The 15068-nt window shown below is 74.2% G+C and carries 17 protein-coding genes and 1 tRNA gene; 9 read left to right on the forward strand and 9 right to left on the reverse strand.

All coding sequences use genetic code 11. The features are described 5' to 3' along the window. Window positions 1-101 precede the first annotated feature (101 nt). Window positions 102-605, forward strand: coding sequence for a SigE family RNA polymerase sigma factor (locus GA0070609_RS27635; protein ID WP_088996504.1), 504 nt, complete (start codon window positions 102-104; stop codon window positions 603-605). Further along, on the forward strand, window positions 602-1333 hold the full coding sequence (locus GA0070609_RS27640; protein WP_088996505.1) for a hypothetical protein: 732 nt from the start codon (window positions 602-604) through the stop codon (window positions 1331-1333). Before GA0070609_RS27635 ends, GA0070609_RS27640 begins: the two co-directional genes overlap by 4 nt. Before the next feature lie 65 nt (window positions 1334-1398). Here the strand turns inward: GA0070609_RS27640 and GA0070609_RS27645 are convergent. Further along, window positions 1399-1485: transfer RNA gene (locus tag GA0070609_RS27645), tRNA-Ser, on the reverse strand. Between the two features lie 75 nt (window positions 1486-1560). On the opposite strand from GA0070609_RS27645, the gene deoD reads away from it, so the two are divergent. From deoD to GA0070609_RS27660, 3 genes are all read left to right on the forward strand, one after another. Beyond that, window positions 1561-2268 (forward strand): purine-nucleoside phosphorylase, encoded by a 708-nt coding sequence (gene deoD, locus GA0070609_RS27650; RefSeq protein WP_088996506.1) that lies wholly within the window; start codon window positions 1561-1563, stop codon window positions 2266-2268. Window positions 2269-2383: 115 nt separating this feature from the next. Beyond that, a complete protein-coding gene (locus tag GA0070609_RS27655) occupies window positions 2384-3022 on the forward strand; it encodes a TetR/AcrR family transcriptional regulator (protein ID WP_088996507.1) in 639 nt (212 codons plus the stop codon). Then, window positions 3019-3486: an acyl-CoA thioesterase gene (locus GA0070609_RS27660; RefSeq protein ID WP_088996508.1), complete on the forward strand. Its 468-nt coding sequence runs from the start codon at window positions 3019-3021 to the stop codon at window positions 3484-3486. The genes GA0070609_RS27655 and GA0070609_RS27660 overlap by 4 nt, the downstream gene beginning before the upstream one ends. 131 nt (window positions 3487-3617) lie before the next feature. On the opposite strand, the gene GA0070609_RS27665 is transcribed toward GA0070609_RS27660, so the two are convergent. From GA0070609_RS27665 to GA0070609_RS27680, 4 genes are read right to left on the reverse strand one after another with little or no spacing between them, the layout of a single operon-like run. Further along, window positions 3618-4862: an ABC transporter permease gene (locus tag GA0070609_RS27665; protein WP_088996509.1), complete on the reverse strand. Its 1245-nt coding sequence runs from the start codon at window positions 4860-4862 to the stop codon at window positions 3618-3620. Next, on the reverse strand, window positions 4862-5560 hold the full coding sequence (locus GA0070609_RS27670; protein ID WP_088996510.1) for an ABC transporter ATP-binding protein: 699 nt from the start codon (window positions 5558-5560) through the stop codon (window positions 4862-4864). The genes GA0070609_RS27665 and GA0070609_RS27670 overlap by 1 nt, the downstream gene beginning before the upstream one ends. Then, the gene (locus GA0070609_RS27675) at window positions 5557-6639 is read right to left on the reverse strand and encodes an efflux RND transporter periplasmic adaptor subunit (RefSeq protein ID WP_231928434.1); all 1083 of its coding nucleotides are present in this window, start codon (window positions 6637-6639) and stop codon (window positions 5557-5559) included. The genes GA0070609_RS27670 and GA0070609_RS27675 overlap by 4 nt, the downstream gene beginning before the upstream one ends. Then, window positions 6636-7163, reverse strand: coding sequence for a hypothetical protein (locus GA0070609_RS27680; protein ID WP_088996511.1), 528 nt, complete (start codon window positions 7161-7163; stop codon window positions 6636-6638). The genes GA0070609_RS27675 and GA0070609_RS27680 overlap by 4 nt, the downstream gene beginning before the upstream one ends. A 158-nt stretch (window positions 7164-7321) precedes the next feature. Between GA0070609_RS27680 and GA0070609_RS27685 the strand changes: the two genes are divergently transcribed. Together GA0070609_RS27685 and GA0070609_RS27690 are read left to right on the forward strand one after the other, a co-directional pair. Next, window positions 7322-7978 (forward strand): response regulator transcription factor, encoded by a 657-nt coding sequence (locus GA0070609_RS27685; protein ID WP_172899422.1) that lies wholly within the window; start codon window positions 7322-7324, stop codon window positions 7976-7978. After that, window positions 7975-9138 carry a sensor histidine kinase gene (locus GA0070609_RS27690; protein WP_088996513.1) on the forward strand — a complete coding sequence of 388 codons (1164 nt, stop codon included), beginning with the start codon at window positions 7975-7977 and terminating at the stop codon, window positions 9136-9138. Before GA0070609_RS27685 ends, GA0070609_RS27690 begins: the two co-directional genes overlap by 4 nt. Window positions 9139-9177: 39 nt before the next feature. Here GA0070609_RS27690 and GA0070609_RS27695 read toward each other — a convergent pair whose 3' ends face one another. From GA0070609_RS27695 to GA0070609_RS27705, 4 genes are all read right to left on the reverse strand, one after another. Continuing rightward, entirely contained in the window at window positions 9178-9633 is a 456-nt protein-coding gene (locus tag GA0070609_RS27695; RefSeq protein ID WP_172899557.1) for a nucleoside deaminase, read from the reverse strand. Window positions 9634-9841: 208 nt separating this feature from the next. After that, complete coding sequence (locus tag GA0070609_RS27700; RefSeq protein WP_088996515.1) at window positions 9842-10366, reverse strand: tRNA adenosine deaminase-associated protein; 525 nt, start codon at window positions 10364-10366, stop codon at window positions 9842-9844. A gap of 129 nt (window positions 10367-10495) precedes the next feature. Continuing rightward, complete coding sequence (locus GA0070609_RS33730) at window positions 10496-10663, reverse strand: hypothetical protein (RefSeq protein ID WP_167180190.1); 168 nt, start codon at window positions 10661-10663, stop codon at window positions 10496-10498. A gap of 89 nt (window positions 10664-10752) precedes the next feature. Further along, window positions 10753-11142 carry a hypothetical protein gene (locus GA0070609_RS27705; RefSeq protein WP_408630611.1) on the reverse strand — a complete coding sequence of 130 codons (390 nt, stop codon included), beginning with the start codon at window positions 11140-11142 and terminating at the stop codon, window positions 10753-10755. Between the two features lie 58 nt (window positions 11143-11200). On the opposite strand from GA0070609_RS27705, the gene GA0070609_RS27710 reads away from it, so the two are divergent. After that, window positions 11201-11947, forward strand: a complete 747-nt coding sequence (locus GA0070609_RS27710) for a M23 family metallopeptidase (RefSeq protein WP_088996516.1) — start codon at window positions 11201-11203, stop codon at window positions 11945-11947. 174 nt (window positions 11948-12121) lie between these two features. Further along, on the forward strand, window positions 12122-15034 hold the full coding sequence (locus tag GA0070609_RS27715) for a glycosyl hydrolase (protein ID WP_408630612.1): 2913 nt from the start codon (window positions 12122-12124) through the stop codon (window positions 15032-15034). Window positions 15035-15068: the final 34 nt, after the last annotated feature.

Here is a 15068-nt window from a genome sequence, read left to right on the forward strand (position 1 = left end):
GGGTGGCCCGGCCGGAAAGTTGATCTCGCACGGACTCAACCTTTCGCCGGCCCCACTCGTCCTGTCCGTCGTGGGATGCGCAAACGGCGGGCGGGGCGGGCATGGCTCGGGGTGACGCGGAGTTCGTCGAGTTCGCCCGGGCGGCGTCCGGTCGGCTGGTGCACGCCGCCTTCCTGATCACCGGCGACCACCACCAGGCCGAGGACGCGGCGCAGACCGCGCTGGTGCGCACCTACGCGTCGTGGTCCCGGATCCGCGACAGCGACGCCTACGGCTACGCCCGGACCGTGATGGTCAACCACCTGGTCGACAGCTGGCGCCGGCCGATCCGCGAGTACCCGAGCGTGGACCTTCCGGAGCAGCGCCGGGGCGACGTCGCCGACGAGGTGGCCACCCGGCGCTGGCTGCTCGACATCCTCGGCACGCTCAGCCCGCGCGAGCGCGCCATCGTCGTCCTGCGCTACTACTTCGATCTGCCGGAGCTGCAGGTGGCCCACGAACTCGACGTATCGGTCGGGACGGTGAAGAGCACGAGTTCCCGTGCCCTGGAGAAGCTGCGCAAGGCCGGCGTCGGAACGCCCGCGACCCACGGGGTGGGCCGATGAACGAGGCGGACCAGCTCCGGCAGGCCATGCGGGCAACCGAACGGACCGGGCCCGACGCCCTCGACCTGACCACGATCATGCGCGAGGGTCGCCGCCTGCGTCGCCGCCGGCGGCTCGCCGGCACCGGCGCGGCGGCGATGCTGCTGGCGGTGGTCGTGGGCGCCACCGTCGCCGTACGGCAGGCTGCCTTGCCGGAGCCCGAGCGGCCGGCCGCGCCGGCGGTCACCGTGCCGGCCGCCCGCCCTCCGGCGGAGCCCACACCAACCCCGGTGGAGCCGCGACCGGTGCCGATCGGGGGCGTGGTGAAGAGCGGGATCCGGTACGGCAGCGACGAGCGGGTCTTCTACTTCGTCGCCGTCCACCTGCCGCACGAACCCCGGGTGAAGATCGGGCTGGTCGCCGGCCGGCGGGCCGCCGACGGCACGCTGACCTCGGACTACCTGGCCAACGACGTCGAGGGCAGCGACCGGCGACCGGGGTTCCACGAGATCGGGTACGACCCGTACGTCTCCGGCGCCGACCGCCCGCCGATGCCCACCTTCGGCTACTTCGTGGGGCCGGCGAACCGCATCATCGGCACCGTCGACGGCCGGCAGGTCGACGCCCGGTTGGCGAGGTGGAGCGAGGATCCGCGGGTGGTGATCTTCTGGTTCGACCCGCAGCGGCTGGCCCCCGGCGTACGCCTGGACGGCATCATCGCCCGCGACGCACAGGGCCGGAAGCTCTGACGGCCCAAAGCGGAACGCCCGGTGCGATCCTCGCGGATCGACCGGGCGTTCTCGCTGTTCACGAGCGGTGGCGGCGGGATTTGAACCCGCGGAGGGCGTGAACCCTCACACGCTTTCGAGGCGTGCTCCTTAGGCCACTCGGACACACCACCGCCGAGTAGGGTACAGGACCCCAGGTTCGGACGCCGAACCGGTATGCCGGCCGGCGGCCTGGCAGGATCTTCGCCATGAGTACGCACATCGGCGCGAAGCCGGGAGAGATCGCCGAGCGGGTCCTGATGCCGGGCGACCCGCTGCGGGCCAAGTGGATCGCGGAGACCTACCTCGAGGACGCCACGTGCTACTCGACGGTCCGGGGCATGCTGGGCTTCACCGGCCGCTGGAACGGTGTGGAGGTCTCCGTCCAGGGCTCCGGCATGGGCATGCCCTCCGCCTCGATCTACGCCCACGAGCTGGTCAACGAGTACGGCGTGAAGACGCTGATCCGGGTCGGCTCGTGCGGTGCCCTGAGCGAGGACCTCCGGCTGCGCGACGTGATCGCGGCGATCGGCTCGTCCACCGACTCGAACATGAACCGGATGCGGTTCGACGGGCTGATCGACTACGCCCCGGTGGCCGACTTCGGGCTGCTGCGCACCTCGGTCGAGGTGGCCGAGCGGCACGGCATCACCATGCGGGTCGGACCGATCCTGGCGGCGGACGCCTTCTACACCGACCGGCCGGACCTCTACGACACCCTCGCCGACTACGGCGTACTCGCGGTGGAGATGGAGTCCGCGGCGCTCTACACCATCGCGGCCCGGTTCAAGGCCCGCGCGCTGACCGTGCTCACGGTCAGCGACCACATCAAGACCGGCGAGAAGACCACCTCGGCCGAGCGCGAGCAGACCTTCAGCGAGATGGTGGAGATCGCCCTCGACACGATCATCGCCTGACGTTTCCGTTCTTTCGCCGCCCCGCCGTCCGTCGACGGCGGGGCGGCGTCTTGGTGACCACCATCACCCTGCGAAACTATACGACCGGTCGTGCTTTTTTCGTACGCTGACCGGCATGACAGTCGACGGACGGCTCGCCCGGGGCGACCGGACCCGCGCCGCGGCGCTGGACGCGGCAGTGGTGCTGGCCACCGAGGCCGGCCTGCACGGGCTCAGCCTCGCCCAGCTCGCCGACACCCTCGGGGTGAGCAAGTCGGGCCTCTTCGCGCACTGGCGGTCCAAGGAGGCGCTCCAGCTCGCCGCGATCGACCGGGCGGTGGAGCAGTGGCAGGAGCGGATCGTGGCGCCCGCGCTGCACGCGCCCCGGGGCGTACGCCGCCTGCTGGCGCTGCACGAGGCCCGGATCGACTTCTACGCCGCCCGGGTGCTCCCCGGCGGCTGCTTCTTCGCCAACACCCAGTTCGAGTACAACGCCCGACCGGGCCCGGTCCGGGACCGGCTCGCCGAGGCGTTCGGCCGCTGGACCGCGTTCCTCGAACAGCTCGTCCAGCAGGCGGTCGACGCCGGCGAACTGGCCGCCGGCACCGATGTCGCGCAGCTGGCGTACGAGATCGACGCGCTCGGGATGAGCGCCGCGATGCACTCCCGGCTGCTCGACCCCGACGCCGCCTACCGGCACGCCCGCCAGGGCCTGCTGACCCGCCTGCGGGCCCTGTGCCCCGATCCCAACCTGCTAACGGAAGGCCCGTCATGAGTCACGCCATCGCCGACCAGCCCACCGTCGAGTTCGGTCACGTCGAGCACGTCACTGTGCACTTCGACGATCTCGACGCGATGGGGATCCTGCACAACGCCCGGTACGCCGTGCTGCTGGAACGGGCGCTCACCCCGTACTGGGCCGAACGGGGGGTGGCCTACCGGGGTGGACGGGACACCCCGCCCGACGTGTTCCACGCGGTCCGCGAGTTCACCATCACCTACCGCGCCCCGATCGTCGGCACCGGCCCGGTGGCCGTGCACTTCTGGCTGGAGCACTTCGGCACCAGCAGCGCCGAGTACGCGTACCAGTTCCGCTCGGTCGACGGGCACACCCTGCACGCCGAGGGTCGGCGGGCGATCGTTCGGCTCGACCCGGCCACCATGCGCCCGGCCCCGTGGACCGAGACCGCCCGGGCGGTGGGCGCCACCCTGCTCCGCCCCGCCACCACCCCGGCCTGATCCACCCGCACGGGCCGCTCGGTGGCCCGTGCGGCCGTCAGCACGGCTCCGCCAGCGTTCGGGTGCATCTGTTGTCGCTGGAGCGACAACAGATGCACCCGAAGCGCAGGCCCCAGCAGCCGGGGGGACGGTCAGGCCAGGGCCTCGGTGGGGGCGAGCCGCGCGGCGCGAACGGCCGGATAGAGCCCGGCGCAGCCACCGATCACCAGGGTCGCCGCCACGCCGCCGACCATCGCCCAGGCCGGCACCACTGTCGGCCACCCCTGGGAGAGCGCGTACCCGGCGGTGACCAGGATGCCGAGCAGCACCCCGCCCGCCCCACCCATCGCGGAGAGCAGCAGCGACTCGGCCAGGAACTGGGTGCGGACCTGCCCCCGGGTGGCGCCCAGCGAGCGGCGCAGCCCGATCTCGGCCCGCCGCTCCAGCACCGAGATGACCATCGTGTTCGCCACCCCGACGCCGCCGACCAGCAGCGCCACCGCGCCGAGACCGAGCAGCAGCCCGGTGAACGCCTCGTCGGTGGCCGCCGCGGCGGCCAGCGCGTCCGACGGCCGGGACACCTCCACCTCGTTCGGCGCCTCCGGGTTCGCGGTCGCGCCGAGCACCGACCGGACCGCCTCCACCGCCGCCTCCCGGGACCGGGTGTAGACGGTGGTCGGATGCCCGTCGAAACCCAGGTACGCCTCGGCGGCCGGCCAGCCGACCAGCGCCGAGCCGTCCAGTTCGGGGGCGAGCGGGGCCGGCGCCAGGATGCCGACCACGGTGAACCAGCGCCCGCCCAGGTACACCTGCACGTCCGGGCCGGCCGCGCCGAGGCCCAGCCGCCGGGCGGCGGCGTCGCCGAGCACCACGGCCGGGTACCGCTCGGTCGCCTGGTTCAGCCAGGTGCCGCTGCGTACCGTCGCGCCGACGGTGTCGAGCAGCCCGAGCTGGGCGGCCCGGGTGGCGATGCCGCCCGTCTCGCCCGCCGGGATGCGGTCCGAGCGGTAGACCGGCGCGTCCGGCACCTGCCCGGTGGCGGCCACCCCGGTCACCGGCCCGATCCGGCCGATCATGGCGACCGACTCCACCGGTAGCCGGGCCTGGTCGCCGAAGAGCGTGCTGCCCGGGGCGACGGTGAGCAGGTTGGTGCCGAGCCGGTCCAGCGTGCGGTCCAGGTCGGCGCGGGACGACGACGAGATGCCGACCACCGCCACCATCGCCGCGATGCCGATCGCGATGCCCAGGGCGGAGAGGAACGCGCGCAGCGGCCGGGTACGCAGCCCGACCCCGCCGACCCGCAGCACGTCGGCCGGCCGCAGCCGGGCCGGCGCCAGTCGCGGCCGGTTCTCCACCACGGTCAGCCCACGCCGGTCGCGCCGGGTGTCCACCGCCATCAGCGCACCCCCTCGGGCAGCGACGCCGCCGAGTCGGCCACCACCCGGCCGTCCCGCATCCGCACCTGCCGGGGCAGCCCGTCGGCGATCTCCCGGTCGTGGGTGATCACCACGACGGTGGTGCCCGCCGCGTGCAGGTCGCGCAGCAGCGCCAGCACCCCGGCGCCGGCCACCGAGTCGAGATTGCCGGTCGGCTCGTCGGCGAGCAGCACCGCCGGTTCCCCGACCACCGCGCGGGCCACCGCGACCCGCTGCCGCTCGCCGCCGGAGAGCTGGTGCGGGCGGTGCGTCAGCCGGTGGCCGAGCCCGACCCGGTCCAGCGCCAGCTCGGCGCGCCGCCGCCGCTCCGACCGGGGTACGCCGGCGTAGAGCAGCCCGTCCGCCACGTTGTCCAGCACGGGTGTGCCGGCGGCCAGGTGGAACTGCTGGAAGACGAAGCCGATCCGGCGGGCCCGCAGGGCGGCCAGCTGGCGGTCCGGCAGGGCCGCCACGTCGTACCCGTCGATCCGGACCCGGCCGGCGGAAGGGCGGTCCAGCGTGCCGATCAGGTGCAGCATGGTGGACTTGCCCGACCCGGACGGCCCGACGATCGCCAGCAGCTCGCCGTGGCGGATCCGCAGCGACACCTCGCGGAGCGCGGTGACCCCGCCCGGATACGTCCGGCTCACCCCGTCCAGCACCACGGCCTCGGCGGTCATGCCGGCATCCCCACGGTCATCCCCTCGGCCACGTCCGGGCCGCTGATCTCGACTCGGCCGGCGGCGAAGAGTCCGGTGGTGACCGCGACGATCCGGCTCCGGCCGGCGTCGACCACCTCGATCCCGTAGCCGCCCTCGGCGAGCGCCAGCAGCGCTGCCACCGGCACGGTGAGCACGTCGGGGCGCTCGGCGGCGGTGAAGGTGACCTCCACCGAGGCCTGGTCGTACCCGGCCAGCTTCGCCGGGTCGGTCATCGACACGGTGACCTCGATCTTCGTCTCCGCCTCCGCGGACTGTCCGGAGGTGCCGCCGGTGCCGGCGTCGATCACCGTCTGCACCGTCTCGACCTTGCCGCCGACCGGCCCGCCGTCGGGCAGGCGGACCTCGACCGCGCCGCCCTTCTTCGCCAACCGCTGGTCGTCGACGTCCAGCTCGACGGTGACCAGCCGGCTGGTGCCGGTGTACGTGAGCACCGCCTGGCCCGGCTGGGCCGCGTCTCCGGTCGCCGCCTGGTGGCTCTCCACCCGCACCGCGCCCGGGGCGTAGACGATCCGGCCCGGCTCGACCCGCCCGGTCTCGGCCAGCCCCAGGTCGTCCTGCCACTGACGGACCGCGTCGGCGGTGCTGCCGGTGTACTCGTCGTCGACGGTGAAGCCGTCGTAGCCGAGCGCCCGCAGGTTCCGCTCGAACTGCTCGACGTCGGCCCCCTCCACCCCGGGCTGGAGCACCCGGTAGGCCGGCAGCGACCCGTGCAGCAGCACCACCGGGTCGTTGTCCACGGCGTAGAGCCGCCCGCCCCGCTTCACCGTCGTACCGGTGTCCGGCAGGGCGGTGATCGTCCCGGCCAGCCGGGCGGTGGCGGTGCGGGTGGTGCCGTAGCCCAGCTCGCCGTCGACGGTCTCGGCGTCGGTCAGCGTCTGCCGGGTGACGGTGGCGGTGGCCGGCGGGGCGGTGTCGGCGGCGGCGGTGCTCCGGTCGGTCCCGCCGAAGCCGACCGCCGCGGCGACCCCGGCGCCCGCCGTGACCACGACGGCGGCGGCCAGCGCGACCGTCCGGGCCCGGAGCCGGCGACCGCTCACCGCGCGGCTCCCGCCATCTTCGGCGCGTACTCCCGGCACTTCTCCATCGCGGCCTTCACCTTCGGGTCCTTGACGTTCACCACGTCGAGCCGCAGCTGGATGCCGCCCTCCGCGGACGGGTCAGGGAACTCGGGCACGCCGTTCTCCCGCATGCAGGCGGCGAACTTCCGTAGCCGCTCCACCTGCTCGGGGTCGAGCTTGCGCTTCTCGCCGCCGTTGGGCAGGTGCTGGCGGCACTTCTCCATGGCCGCCTGCACCTTGGCCGGGTCGGTCTTCCCGTCGAACCGGAACAGCCGGCCGCCGCCGGGCTCCGGGTCCGGCACGTCGATCCCGTTCTCCCGCATGCACTCGGTGAACTTCAGCTGCCGTTCCTCGTCGCTGAGCTGGGCGGCGGCGGAGGCGGGCAGCGGTGACGCCCCGCCGCCACCGCCCGCCGTGGCCACCGCCGGCTCGTCGCCCGACCCGCCGCAACCGGCGACGGCCAGGGCGAGCAGCAGTGGCACCGCGAGTAGTCCTCGTCGCATGACACGCTTCCTCTCCGGGCCCGACGGCGACCGCCGGGCATCCCCCGATCCGCCCGGCGGTCGCCGGACGTCCCGGTCAGTCGACGCCAAGGGGCGTATCCCGGGCGTAACCGCCGGCGTTAACGCCGGCGTTATCCGGGGCGGGGCACCATTGGCGGGTGAGGGTGCTGGTGGTGGAGGACGAGAGCCTGCTCGCGGAGAGCATCGCCGAGTGGCTGCGTCGGGAGGCGTTCGCGGTGGACGTCGCGTACGACGGCGACGCGGCGCTGGAACGCCTCGGCGTCAACGACTACGACGTGGTCGTCCTCGACCGGGACCTGCCGGTGGTGCACGGCGACGAGGTGTGCCGCGCGATCGTGGACAGCGGCGGCGAGACCCGGGTGCTGATGCTCACCGCGGCGGCGGCCGTACGGGAGCGGGTGGCCGGCCTGGCGCTCGGCGCCGACGACTACCTGACCAAGCCGTTCGCCCTGGTCGAACTCTCCGCCCGGGTGCACGCGCTGAGCCGGCGGGCCCGCCGCGCCGCGCCGCCCACGCTGACCCGGGCCGGCATCGTGCTCGACCCGGGCCGCCGGGAGGTGCACCGGGACGGCCGGTACGTGCCGCTGTCCCGCAAGGAGTTCGCCGTGCTGGTCGAGCTGCTGCGGGCCGAGGGCGCGGTGGTCTCCGCCGAGGAACTGCTGGAACGGGCCTGGGACGAGCACATCGACCCGTTCACCAACGTGGTCCGGGTCACCGTCATGAAGCTGCGCCGCAAGCTCGGCGAACCGCCGGTGGTCGAGACGGTGCCCGGTGTGGGATACCGGATACCGTGAAGCGCCTCTCCCTCCGCGCCCGGCTGACCCTGATCTACGGCGGCCTCTTCCTGGTGGCCGGGCTGGTCCTGCTCGCGGTCACCTACGTGCTGGTGGAGCAGCGCACGGCCCAGCCGTTCGGGGTGGCGCTGCGCGACGTCAAGCCGGTGGTCCAGGCAACGGAGACCAAGCTCAACGGCGTGCAGGCCGAACAGCTGCGGCTGCTGGTCAACAAGGCCCAGGACGACGCCCGCGACCAGACGCTGTACTCGCTGCTCACCCAGGGTGGGATCGCCCTGGTGCTGGTCTCCGTGGTAGCCATCGCGTTCGGCTGGCTGGTGGCCGGGCGGGCGCTGCAACCGCTGCACCAGATCACCGGGACGGCCCGGCGGATCGCCGGCGCCGACGTGGCCGGGCGGGGGCTGCACGAACGCCTCTCGCTCTCCGGGCCCCGGGACGAGGTGCGGGAGCTGGCGGACACCTTCGACGAGATGGTGGAACGGCTGGACCGCTCGTTCGACGGGCAGCGCCGGTTCGTCGCGAACGCCTCCCACGAGCTGCGCACCCCGCTGGCGCTGAACCGCTCGCTGATCGAGCTGGCCGTCACCCGGCCGGGCGCGTCCGAGGACGTCCGCCGGCTGGGCGAGTCGCTGCTCGCGGTGAACGAGCGGCACGAGCGGCTCATCGACGGGCTGCTCACCCTGGCCGACTCGGAGAACGAACTGACCGCCCGATCCCGGGTGGACCTGGCCGACGTGGTCGACCACGTGGTCGACCTGACCGTCAAGGAGGGCGACGGGCCGGCGGTGGCCCGGGAGCTGGCGCCGGCGCCGGTGGTCGGCGACCCGGTGCTGCTGGAACGCCTCACCACCAACCTGGTGGAGAACGCGGTGCGGCACAACGTCCCGGCCGGCGGCTGGATCGGGGTCAGCACCGGCGTACGGGACGGCCGGGCGACGCTGACCGTCAGCAACACCGGTCCGCTGGTGCCGGGCTACGACGTGGAGACCATCTTCGAGCCGTTCCGCCGGCTCTCCGGCGAGCGGGTGGGCAGCGGGCGGGGGTTCGGCCTGGGGCTGTCGATCGTCCGGGCGGTGGCCCGGGCGCACGGCGGCACGGTGACCGCCCGGCCCCGCGACGGCGGCGGCCTGGACGTCACGGTCGAGTTGCCGGCCGCCTGACACTCGCCGGCCGCCCGATGCTCGCCGGCCGCCCGATGCTCAGCGGAAGAAGGCGCGCAGCAGGGCGGCGCTCTCGGCCTCCAGGACCCCGCCGTAGACCTCCGGCCGGTGGTTGAGCCGGCGGTCGCGCAGCACGTCCCAGAGCGAACCGGCCGCCCCGGTCTTCGGCTCCCAGGCCCCGAAGACCACCGTGCCGACCCGGGCCAGCACCAGCGCGCCCGCGCACATGGTGCACGGTTCCAGGGTGACCACCAGGGTGCAGCCGTCCAGCCGCCAGCGGCCCAGCCGCTGCGCGGCCCGGCGCAGCGCCAGCACCTCGGCGTGCCCGGTCGGGTCGCCGGTCAGCTCCCGCTCGTTGCGGCCGATCGCCAGTTCGGTGCCGTCCGGCCCGTAGAGCACCGCACCGACCGGGATGTCGTCGGCGCCGCCGTCGCCGGCAGCGTCGGGGCCGGTGGAGTCGGGGCCGGTGACCGCCACCTCCAGGGCCCGGCGCATCCACACCTCGTGCCGCTGCCGCCGGCCGGCCCCGTCCGGATCGGCCAGCCCTTCGTCCGCGCCCGGCCCGACCCGCCCGGCGCGGCCGGGCGTCGGCTGTCCCGGCCGTACGGTCTCCAGGGCGGGATCGGTGGCGTCGGCCGGCTCGCCGCCGTGCGGCAGGATCGGCTCTCCGCCGCCCGCCGGCACCGGCCACGGCCCGGACGGGTCAGACCTCACGCAGTTCCTCGACCTCGTCGGCGCAGCCGAGCACCTCGCACACCTCGGCGGTGACGTCGGCCGGCATCATGCCCTCGTGCGCGCAGAGCGCGAGCAGCTTCTGCGCGGAGATGCCCAGGTCGGCGAGGAGGTCCGCGTCGCCCACCGGGTCGGCCTCCGGGTCGACGGCGGGCTGTTCGGTGTCGTCGTCGCCGGCGGCGGGCCGCGCCTCCTCGGGCTCGTCCAGCCCGGTGACCGAGGCCTTCAGGTCGCCCACCAGCAGGGCGCCCAGCCGCGACTCCTCCGCGTACGCCGAGTCGGAGCCGAAGACCCGCAGGTCCTCCCCCTCGTCCAGACGCAGGATCACCAGGTAGGTGTCGTCCGCCTCGACGAAGAGCAGCGACAGGTCCGCGTCGGGTTCCACGTCGCGCAGCCGGTCGGCGACCTCCTCGATGTCGGTGACCCCGCGCAGGCTGACCTCTTCGGCCGTCCAGCCGCTTTCGTCTCGCACCACGGCCGCAGCGAAGTACGACAACGGTCCCCCCAAGGTTGCCTCGGCACAGCACGCCGACTCGTTACGCGTGCACGTTAGCCGGTCGGGTCGGCAGGCGACCGGTCAACGCCCCGACGGGCCGGTCAATCCTGGGAAACTCGGCGTCGACAGTCAGCCGGCGACGCGACGGCGGGTGGCGATCAGCTGGCGGAGCTGCTCGGTGCGGGCCCGCTGCGGCCGCTCGCGCTGGCGTACCGCCCGGGCACCCGCCAGTTCGGCGAGGAGCTGCAGGCGACGGCGGCTCCGGTCAGGATCTAGCCGCGGGGTGGTCCAGGCCATACCGCCGAGGGTCCTCCAGTGACGGCGGCCACGTCAAGCCGGGATTCGCTGCGCAGCCGACCCACGACGCAGCGCAGCCGGGCGGACGGTCACCACAGCGGCCAGTCGCCGGTCGTCGCCCAGCGCACCGCCACGATCGCGGCGGCGATGCTCCACCCGCCGGCGGTGACGATCGCGATGCCGGTGGCCACCCCCCGGTCGCCGTACCGCACCAGCGCCAGCGCGGCCAGCCAGGCCAGCCCGCCGGCGACCAGGGTCCACCAGGCGTAGCTGCCGACGCCCGTGCCGAGCAGCCCGAAGAGCAGCAGCCAGGTGGCCGCGGCGGCGGCGCCGGAGGCGACGCCCGCGCCGGTGACCGGGTGCGGTTCGCGGTAGGTGGGCCGGGACGGCGGCCCGGCCGGGAAGAGCCCCGAGGGGGTACGCGGCAGCGCGCGGGACCCGGCGTCCGGGCCGGTCGGGAAGGTGGGTGGCGTGGTCACGACGTACCTCCCCGGCGACGGTTCGTCCTCACCGTACCCACTCTGCCAGGATGACCGGATGTCCTCGTCGACGATCGGGCGCCGCCGGGCGTACGCGGTCCTGCTGCTGCTCGTGCCGGCGCTGGCCACCGGCTGCGCGACCAGCCGTCCGGTGCCCGGTGGCACCCCGGCCAGCGGCGGGCCCAGCTGGGGCACCGCCGGGCAGCCGGCGGCGCCGTCGGCCACGCCGGCCGCCCCGGCCCCGACCAGCGCCGGGCCGTCGGCCGCGCCGACCCGGGCCGGGCTGCGGCACGTCTTTCCGGTACGCGCGAAGAACGTCGCCTACCACCCGACCCACTCCGGGTACCCGGGGACGGACATCTTCGCCGACTGCGGGGAGCCGGTCGTGGCGGTCACCGACGGCACGATCCTGGAGGTCAGCCGGGTGGACCGGTTCGACAAGCGGGGGCCGCTCGGGCCGTACAACGGTGGCCTGTCGGTGTCGCTGCTCGGCGACGACGGGGTGCGCTACTACGGCTCGCACCTGAGCGTGGTGGCCGGCGGCATCGATCCCGGGGTGCGGGTACGCGCCGGGCAGCGGCTCGGCGAGGTGGGCCGCACCGGCAACGCGAACAACGTCTGCCACCTGCACTTCGGCATCTCGCCGCCGTGCGCCGGGCGGGACGGCTGGTGGATCCGCCGAGGCGTGGTCTGGCCGGCCCGCTACCTCGACTCGTGGCGGCGCGGCGGCAACCGGGAACCGGCCGCCGAGGTGGCCGCCTGGCACCGCAAGCACGGCTGCCCGAAGGCGCCGGCCGGCCGCTGAGCCGGGCGCCCCGGATTGGCAGAATCCGCGCGCCGACACTCGGAAACATTGACGCAAGTCTTGCCGTTCAGTTAACGTCCCGCGTCAAGAGAGCGCTCTCCGAGTTACCTTTCTTCACAATTCCGACTCAGCGCCACGGCCCGACCACCGGCGCCCGGCGCGATGGGAGGCACCGTGACACCTCCTGCGCCACCCCGTCCCTGGGTCCTGGCGGGCGCCACCGCCCTGGCCCTCGTCGTCGGCGGCCTGGCCGTCGTCGCCACCACCCCCGCCGAGGCCGCCACCGTCGGCGCCGGCAGCTACACCACCACCCCGGTCGGCCCGCTCCCCTCCGGCTGCGGCCAGCTCGCCACCAACCCCCGGCAGTTCGTCACCGCCGACGCGCCCGCCGGGGCCGTCCCCACCAACGACTGGTGGTCGTCGCTGCTGTTCAAGCGCACCGACTGCGCGTTCAGCGAGCCGCTGCACGCCCACCCGCTGTCGTACGACACGTTCACCGACGGGCTCGGCTTCTCGGCCAACTCCACCCCCGCCATCAGCGGCACCGCCACCGGCGTGGGCGAGTTCCACTACCCCTACGTCCAGGACATCCGGGTCGGGGTGGCCGGGCTCGCCGCGCCCGTGGTCCGGGTCGCCGGCTGGTCCGACTGGACGGTCACCCCGTACTGGAGCGACGGCGCCCGGACCCTGCGGGCCACCGTCGGGCACGGCCTGCCGTTCGCGTACTTCCAGGCAACCGGCGGCGACGCGGTGATCAGCACGACCGGCACCCCGACGGTCTGGTCCAACAGCGGCGCCACCATCGGCTTCACCGTCAACGGGCACGACTACGTCGGCTACGCCCCGACCGGGGCGAGCTGGACGGTCAGCGGCGGCCGCATCACGTCCAACCTCGCTGGGCGCGGCTACTTCTCGATCGCGCTGCTGCCCACCACGCCGCAGACCGGCGCGGCGGAGCGGGCCGGGCTGGCCACCACCTTCGGCACGTACGCGCACGCCCACGTCACCGGCACCCGCCTGTCGTACGCCTACACCCCGGCCAGCGGCACGGTCACCACCACGTACGCCTTCACCACCACGCCGCGGGAGGGCACCGCAACCCGGACCGTGGTCAGCCTCTACCCGCACCAGTGGAAGTCGCTGACCGGCTCCACCCCGATCGCCCAGAGCTACCCGTCCGCCCGGGGCCGGATGAAGGTGCTCACCGGCGTCGGCGAGTTCCGCACCGCGATGACCTTCCACGGGGTGCTGCCCGAACTGCCGGCCGTCGGCGACGGCAGCGGCGCCGACCTGGAGACGCTGCGCGGCCAGCTGGCCGCCGTCCGGGGCAACCCGATGGACCAGCGCGGCGGCGACACCTACTGGACCGGCAAGGGGCTGGGCCGGGCCGCCCGGATCGCCGAGGTGGCCGACCTGGTCGGCGACACCGCCACCCGGGACGCCGCGCTGAATGCCATCCGCAGCACGCTCACCGACTGGTTCACCGCGCCGGCCGGCAAGACCGCGCGGGTCTTCTACTACGACCAGAACTGGGGCACGCTGATCGGCTACCCCGCCTCGTACGGCTCCGACCAGGAGCTCAACGACCACCACTTCCACTACGGCTACTTCGTCGCGGCGGCCGCCACGCTGGCCAAGTTCGACCCCCGCTGGGCCGCCGACGACCAGTACGGCGGCATGGTCGACCTGCTCATCCGGGACGCCGACAACTACGACCGGGCCGACAGCCGCTTCCCCTACCTGCGGGACTTCGACATCTACGCCGGTCACGACTGGGCCTCCGGGCACGGCTCGTTCGGCGCTGGCAACAACCAGGAGTCCTCGTCCGAGGGGATGAACTTCGCCAACGCGCTGATCCAGTGGGGTCAGGTCACCGGTGACACCGCGGTGCGGGACGCCGGCGTCTTCCTCTGGACCACGCAGGCCGCGGCGATCCAGGAGTACTGGTTCGACGTCAGCGACCGGAACTTCCCGGCCGCGTTCGGGCACTCGACCGTCGGCATGGTCTGGGGCGACGGCGGCGCGTACGCCACCTGGTTCAGCGCCGAACCGGAGATGATCCAGGGCATCAACCTGCTGCCGGTCACCGGTGGGCACCTCTACCTCGGCCACCACCCGGCCTACGTCCGGGCCAACTACGCCGAGCTGGTACGCAACAACAACGGTCCGCCGACCGTCTGGCAGGACATCCTCTGGCAGTTCCAGGCGCTCGGCGACGGCGACGCGGCGCTGGCCAACCTGCGGGCCAACCCCGGTTACACCCCGGAGGAGGGGGAGAGTCGGGCGCACACCTTCCACTGGATCCGCAACCTGGCCGCGCTGGGCACCGTGGACACCTCGGTCCGGGCGGACCACCCGCTGGCCGCGGTCTTCACCCGCAACGGCGCGCGGACGTACGTGGCGGCCAACCCGAGCCCGTCGCCGCTGACCGTGACGTTCTCCACCGGCACCACGCTGGTGGTGCCGGCCGGCCGGACGGCTACCACCGGTGCGTACACCTGGAGCGGCGGCAGCGCCGGCGGGGGCGTACCGCCGACGACGCCGCCACCGACGACGCCGCCACCGACCACCCCGCCGCCGACCACCCCGCCGCCGACGACTCCCCCGCCCGGCACGCCGGACTCGCCGGTGCGGTACCTGCTCCCCGGCGGCGGCCTGGCGGCGGCCGGCGGCGCGGCGACCGCCACGGTGGCCGGCGCCAACGGCGCCAACCACGACGGCACGCCGAACAATCCGCAGGTGTTCACCGCCACCGGGCTCGACCTGACCTACGCCGGTGGGCAGACCGCCTTCGACCTGTTCCTCGACGCCGGCACGGCGGTCGGCAACGGGGTGCAGCTGCGCATCTCCTACGACCTGACCGGCGACGGCGGCTGGGAACGGGTGGAGACGTACCGCTACTTCGCCACCGACCCGGTCCCCGGCTACGAGCGCTACACCCAGCAGGCCGGCCTGCACTCGGCCACCGGCGCCCTCGGCAACCTGGTCGACGGCCGGGTACGGGTCGAGGTCTGGTCGGCGATCGGCACCAACCCGAGCACCCTCGGCATCGGCGACCGGTCCGTCGTCCGGCTGCCGTACTCCTGATCCGCCCGCCGCGCCGCCGGTCGTCCCGCGACCG

Origin of the sequence: Micromonospora echinaurantiaca (assembly GCF_900090235.1) — a bacterium.
GTDB lineage: Bacteria > Actinomycetota > Actinomycetes > Mycobacteriales > Micromonosporaceae > Micromonospora > Micromonospora echinaurantiaca.

Excerpts from the sequence above, each read along its gene's own strand:
- GA0070609_RS27635 (WP_088996504.1), top strand. The coding sequence starts at position 102 with ATGGCTCGGGGTGACGCGGAGTTCGTCGAGTTCGCCCGGGCGGCGTCC.
- GA0070609_RS27640 (WP_088996505.1), top strand. The coding sequence starts at position 602 with ATGAACGAGGCGGACCAGCTCCGGCAGGCCATGCGGGCAACCGAACGG.
- deoD (WP_088996506.1), top strand. The coding sequence starts at position 1,561 with ATGAGTACGCACATCGGCGCGAAGCCGGGAGAGATCGCCGAGCGGGTC.
- GA0070609_RS27655 (WP_088996507.1), top strand. The coding sequence starts at position 2,384 with ATGACAGTCGACGGACGGCTCGCCCGGGGCGACCGGACCCGCGCCGCG.
- GA0070609_RS27660 (WP_088996508.1), top strand. The coding sequence starts at position 3,019 with ATGAGTCACGCCATCGCCGACCAGCCCACCGTCGAGTTCGGTCACGTC.
- GA0070609_RS27665 (WP_088996509.1), bottom strand. The coding sequence starts at position 4,862 with ATGGCGGTGGACACCCGGCGCGACCGGCGTGGGCTGACCGTGGTGGAG.
- GA0070609_RS27670 (WP_088996510.1), bottom strand. The coding sequence starts at position 5,560 with ATGACCGCCGAGGCCGTGGTGCTGGACGGGGTGAGCCGGACGTATCCG.
- GA0070609_RS27680 (WP_088996511.1), bottom strand. The coding sequence starts at position 7,163 with ATGCGACGAGGACTACTCGCGGTGCCACTGCTGCTCGCCCTGGCCGTC.
- GA0070609_RS27695 (WP_172899557.1), bottom strand. The coding sequence starts at position 9,633 with ATGCGCCGGGCCCTGGAGGTGGCGGTCACCGGCCCCGACTCCACCGGC.
- GA0070609_RS33730 (WP_167180190.1), bottom strand. The coding sequence starts at position 10,663 with ATGGCCTGGACCACCCCGCGGCTAGATCCTGACCGGAGCCGCCGTCGC.
- GA0070609_RS27710 (WP_088996516.1), top strand. The coding sequence starts at position 11,201 with ATGTCCTCGTCGACGATCGGGCGCCGCCGGGCGTACGCGGTCCTGCTG.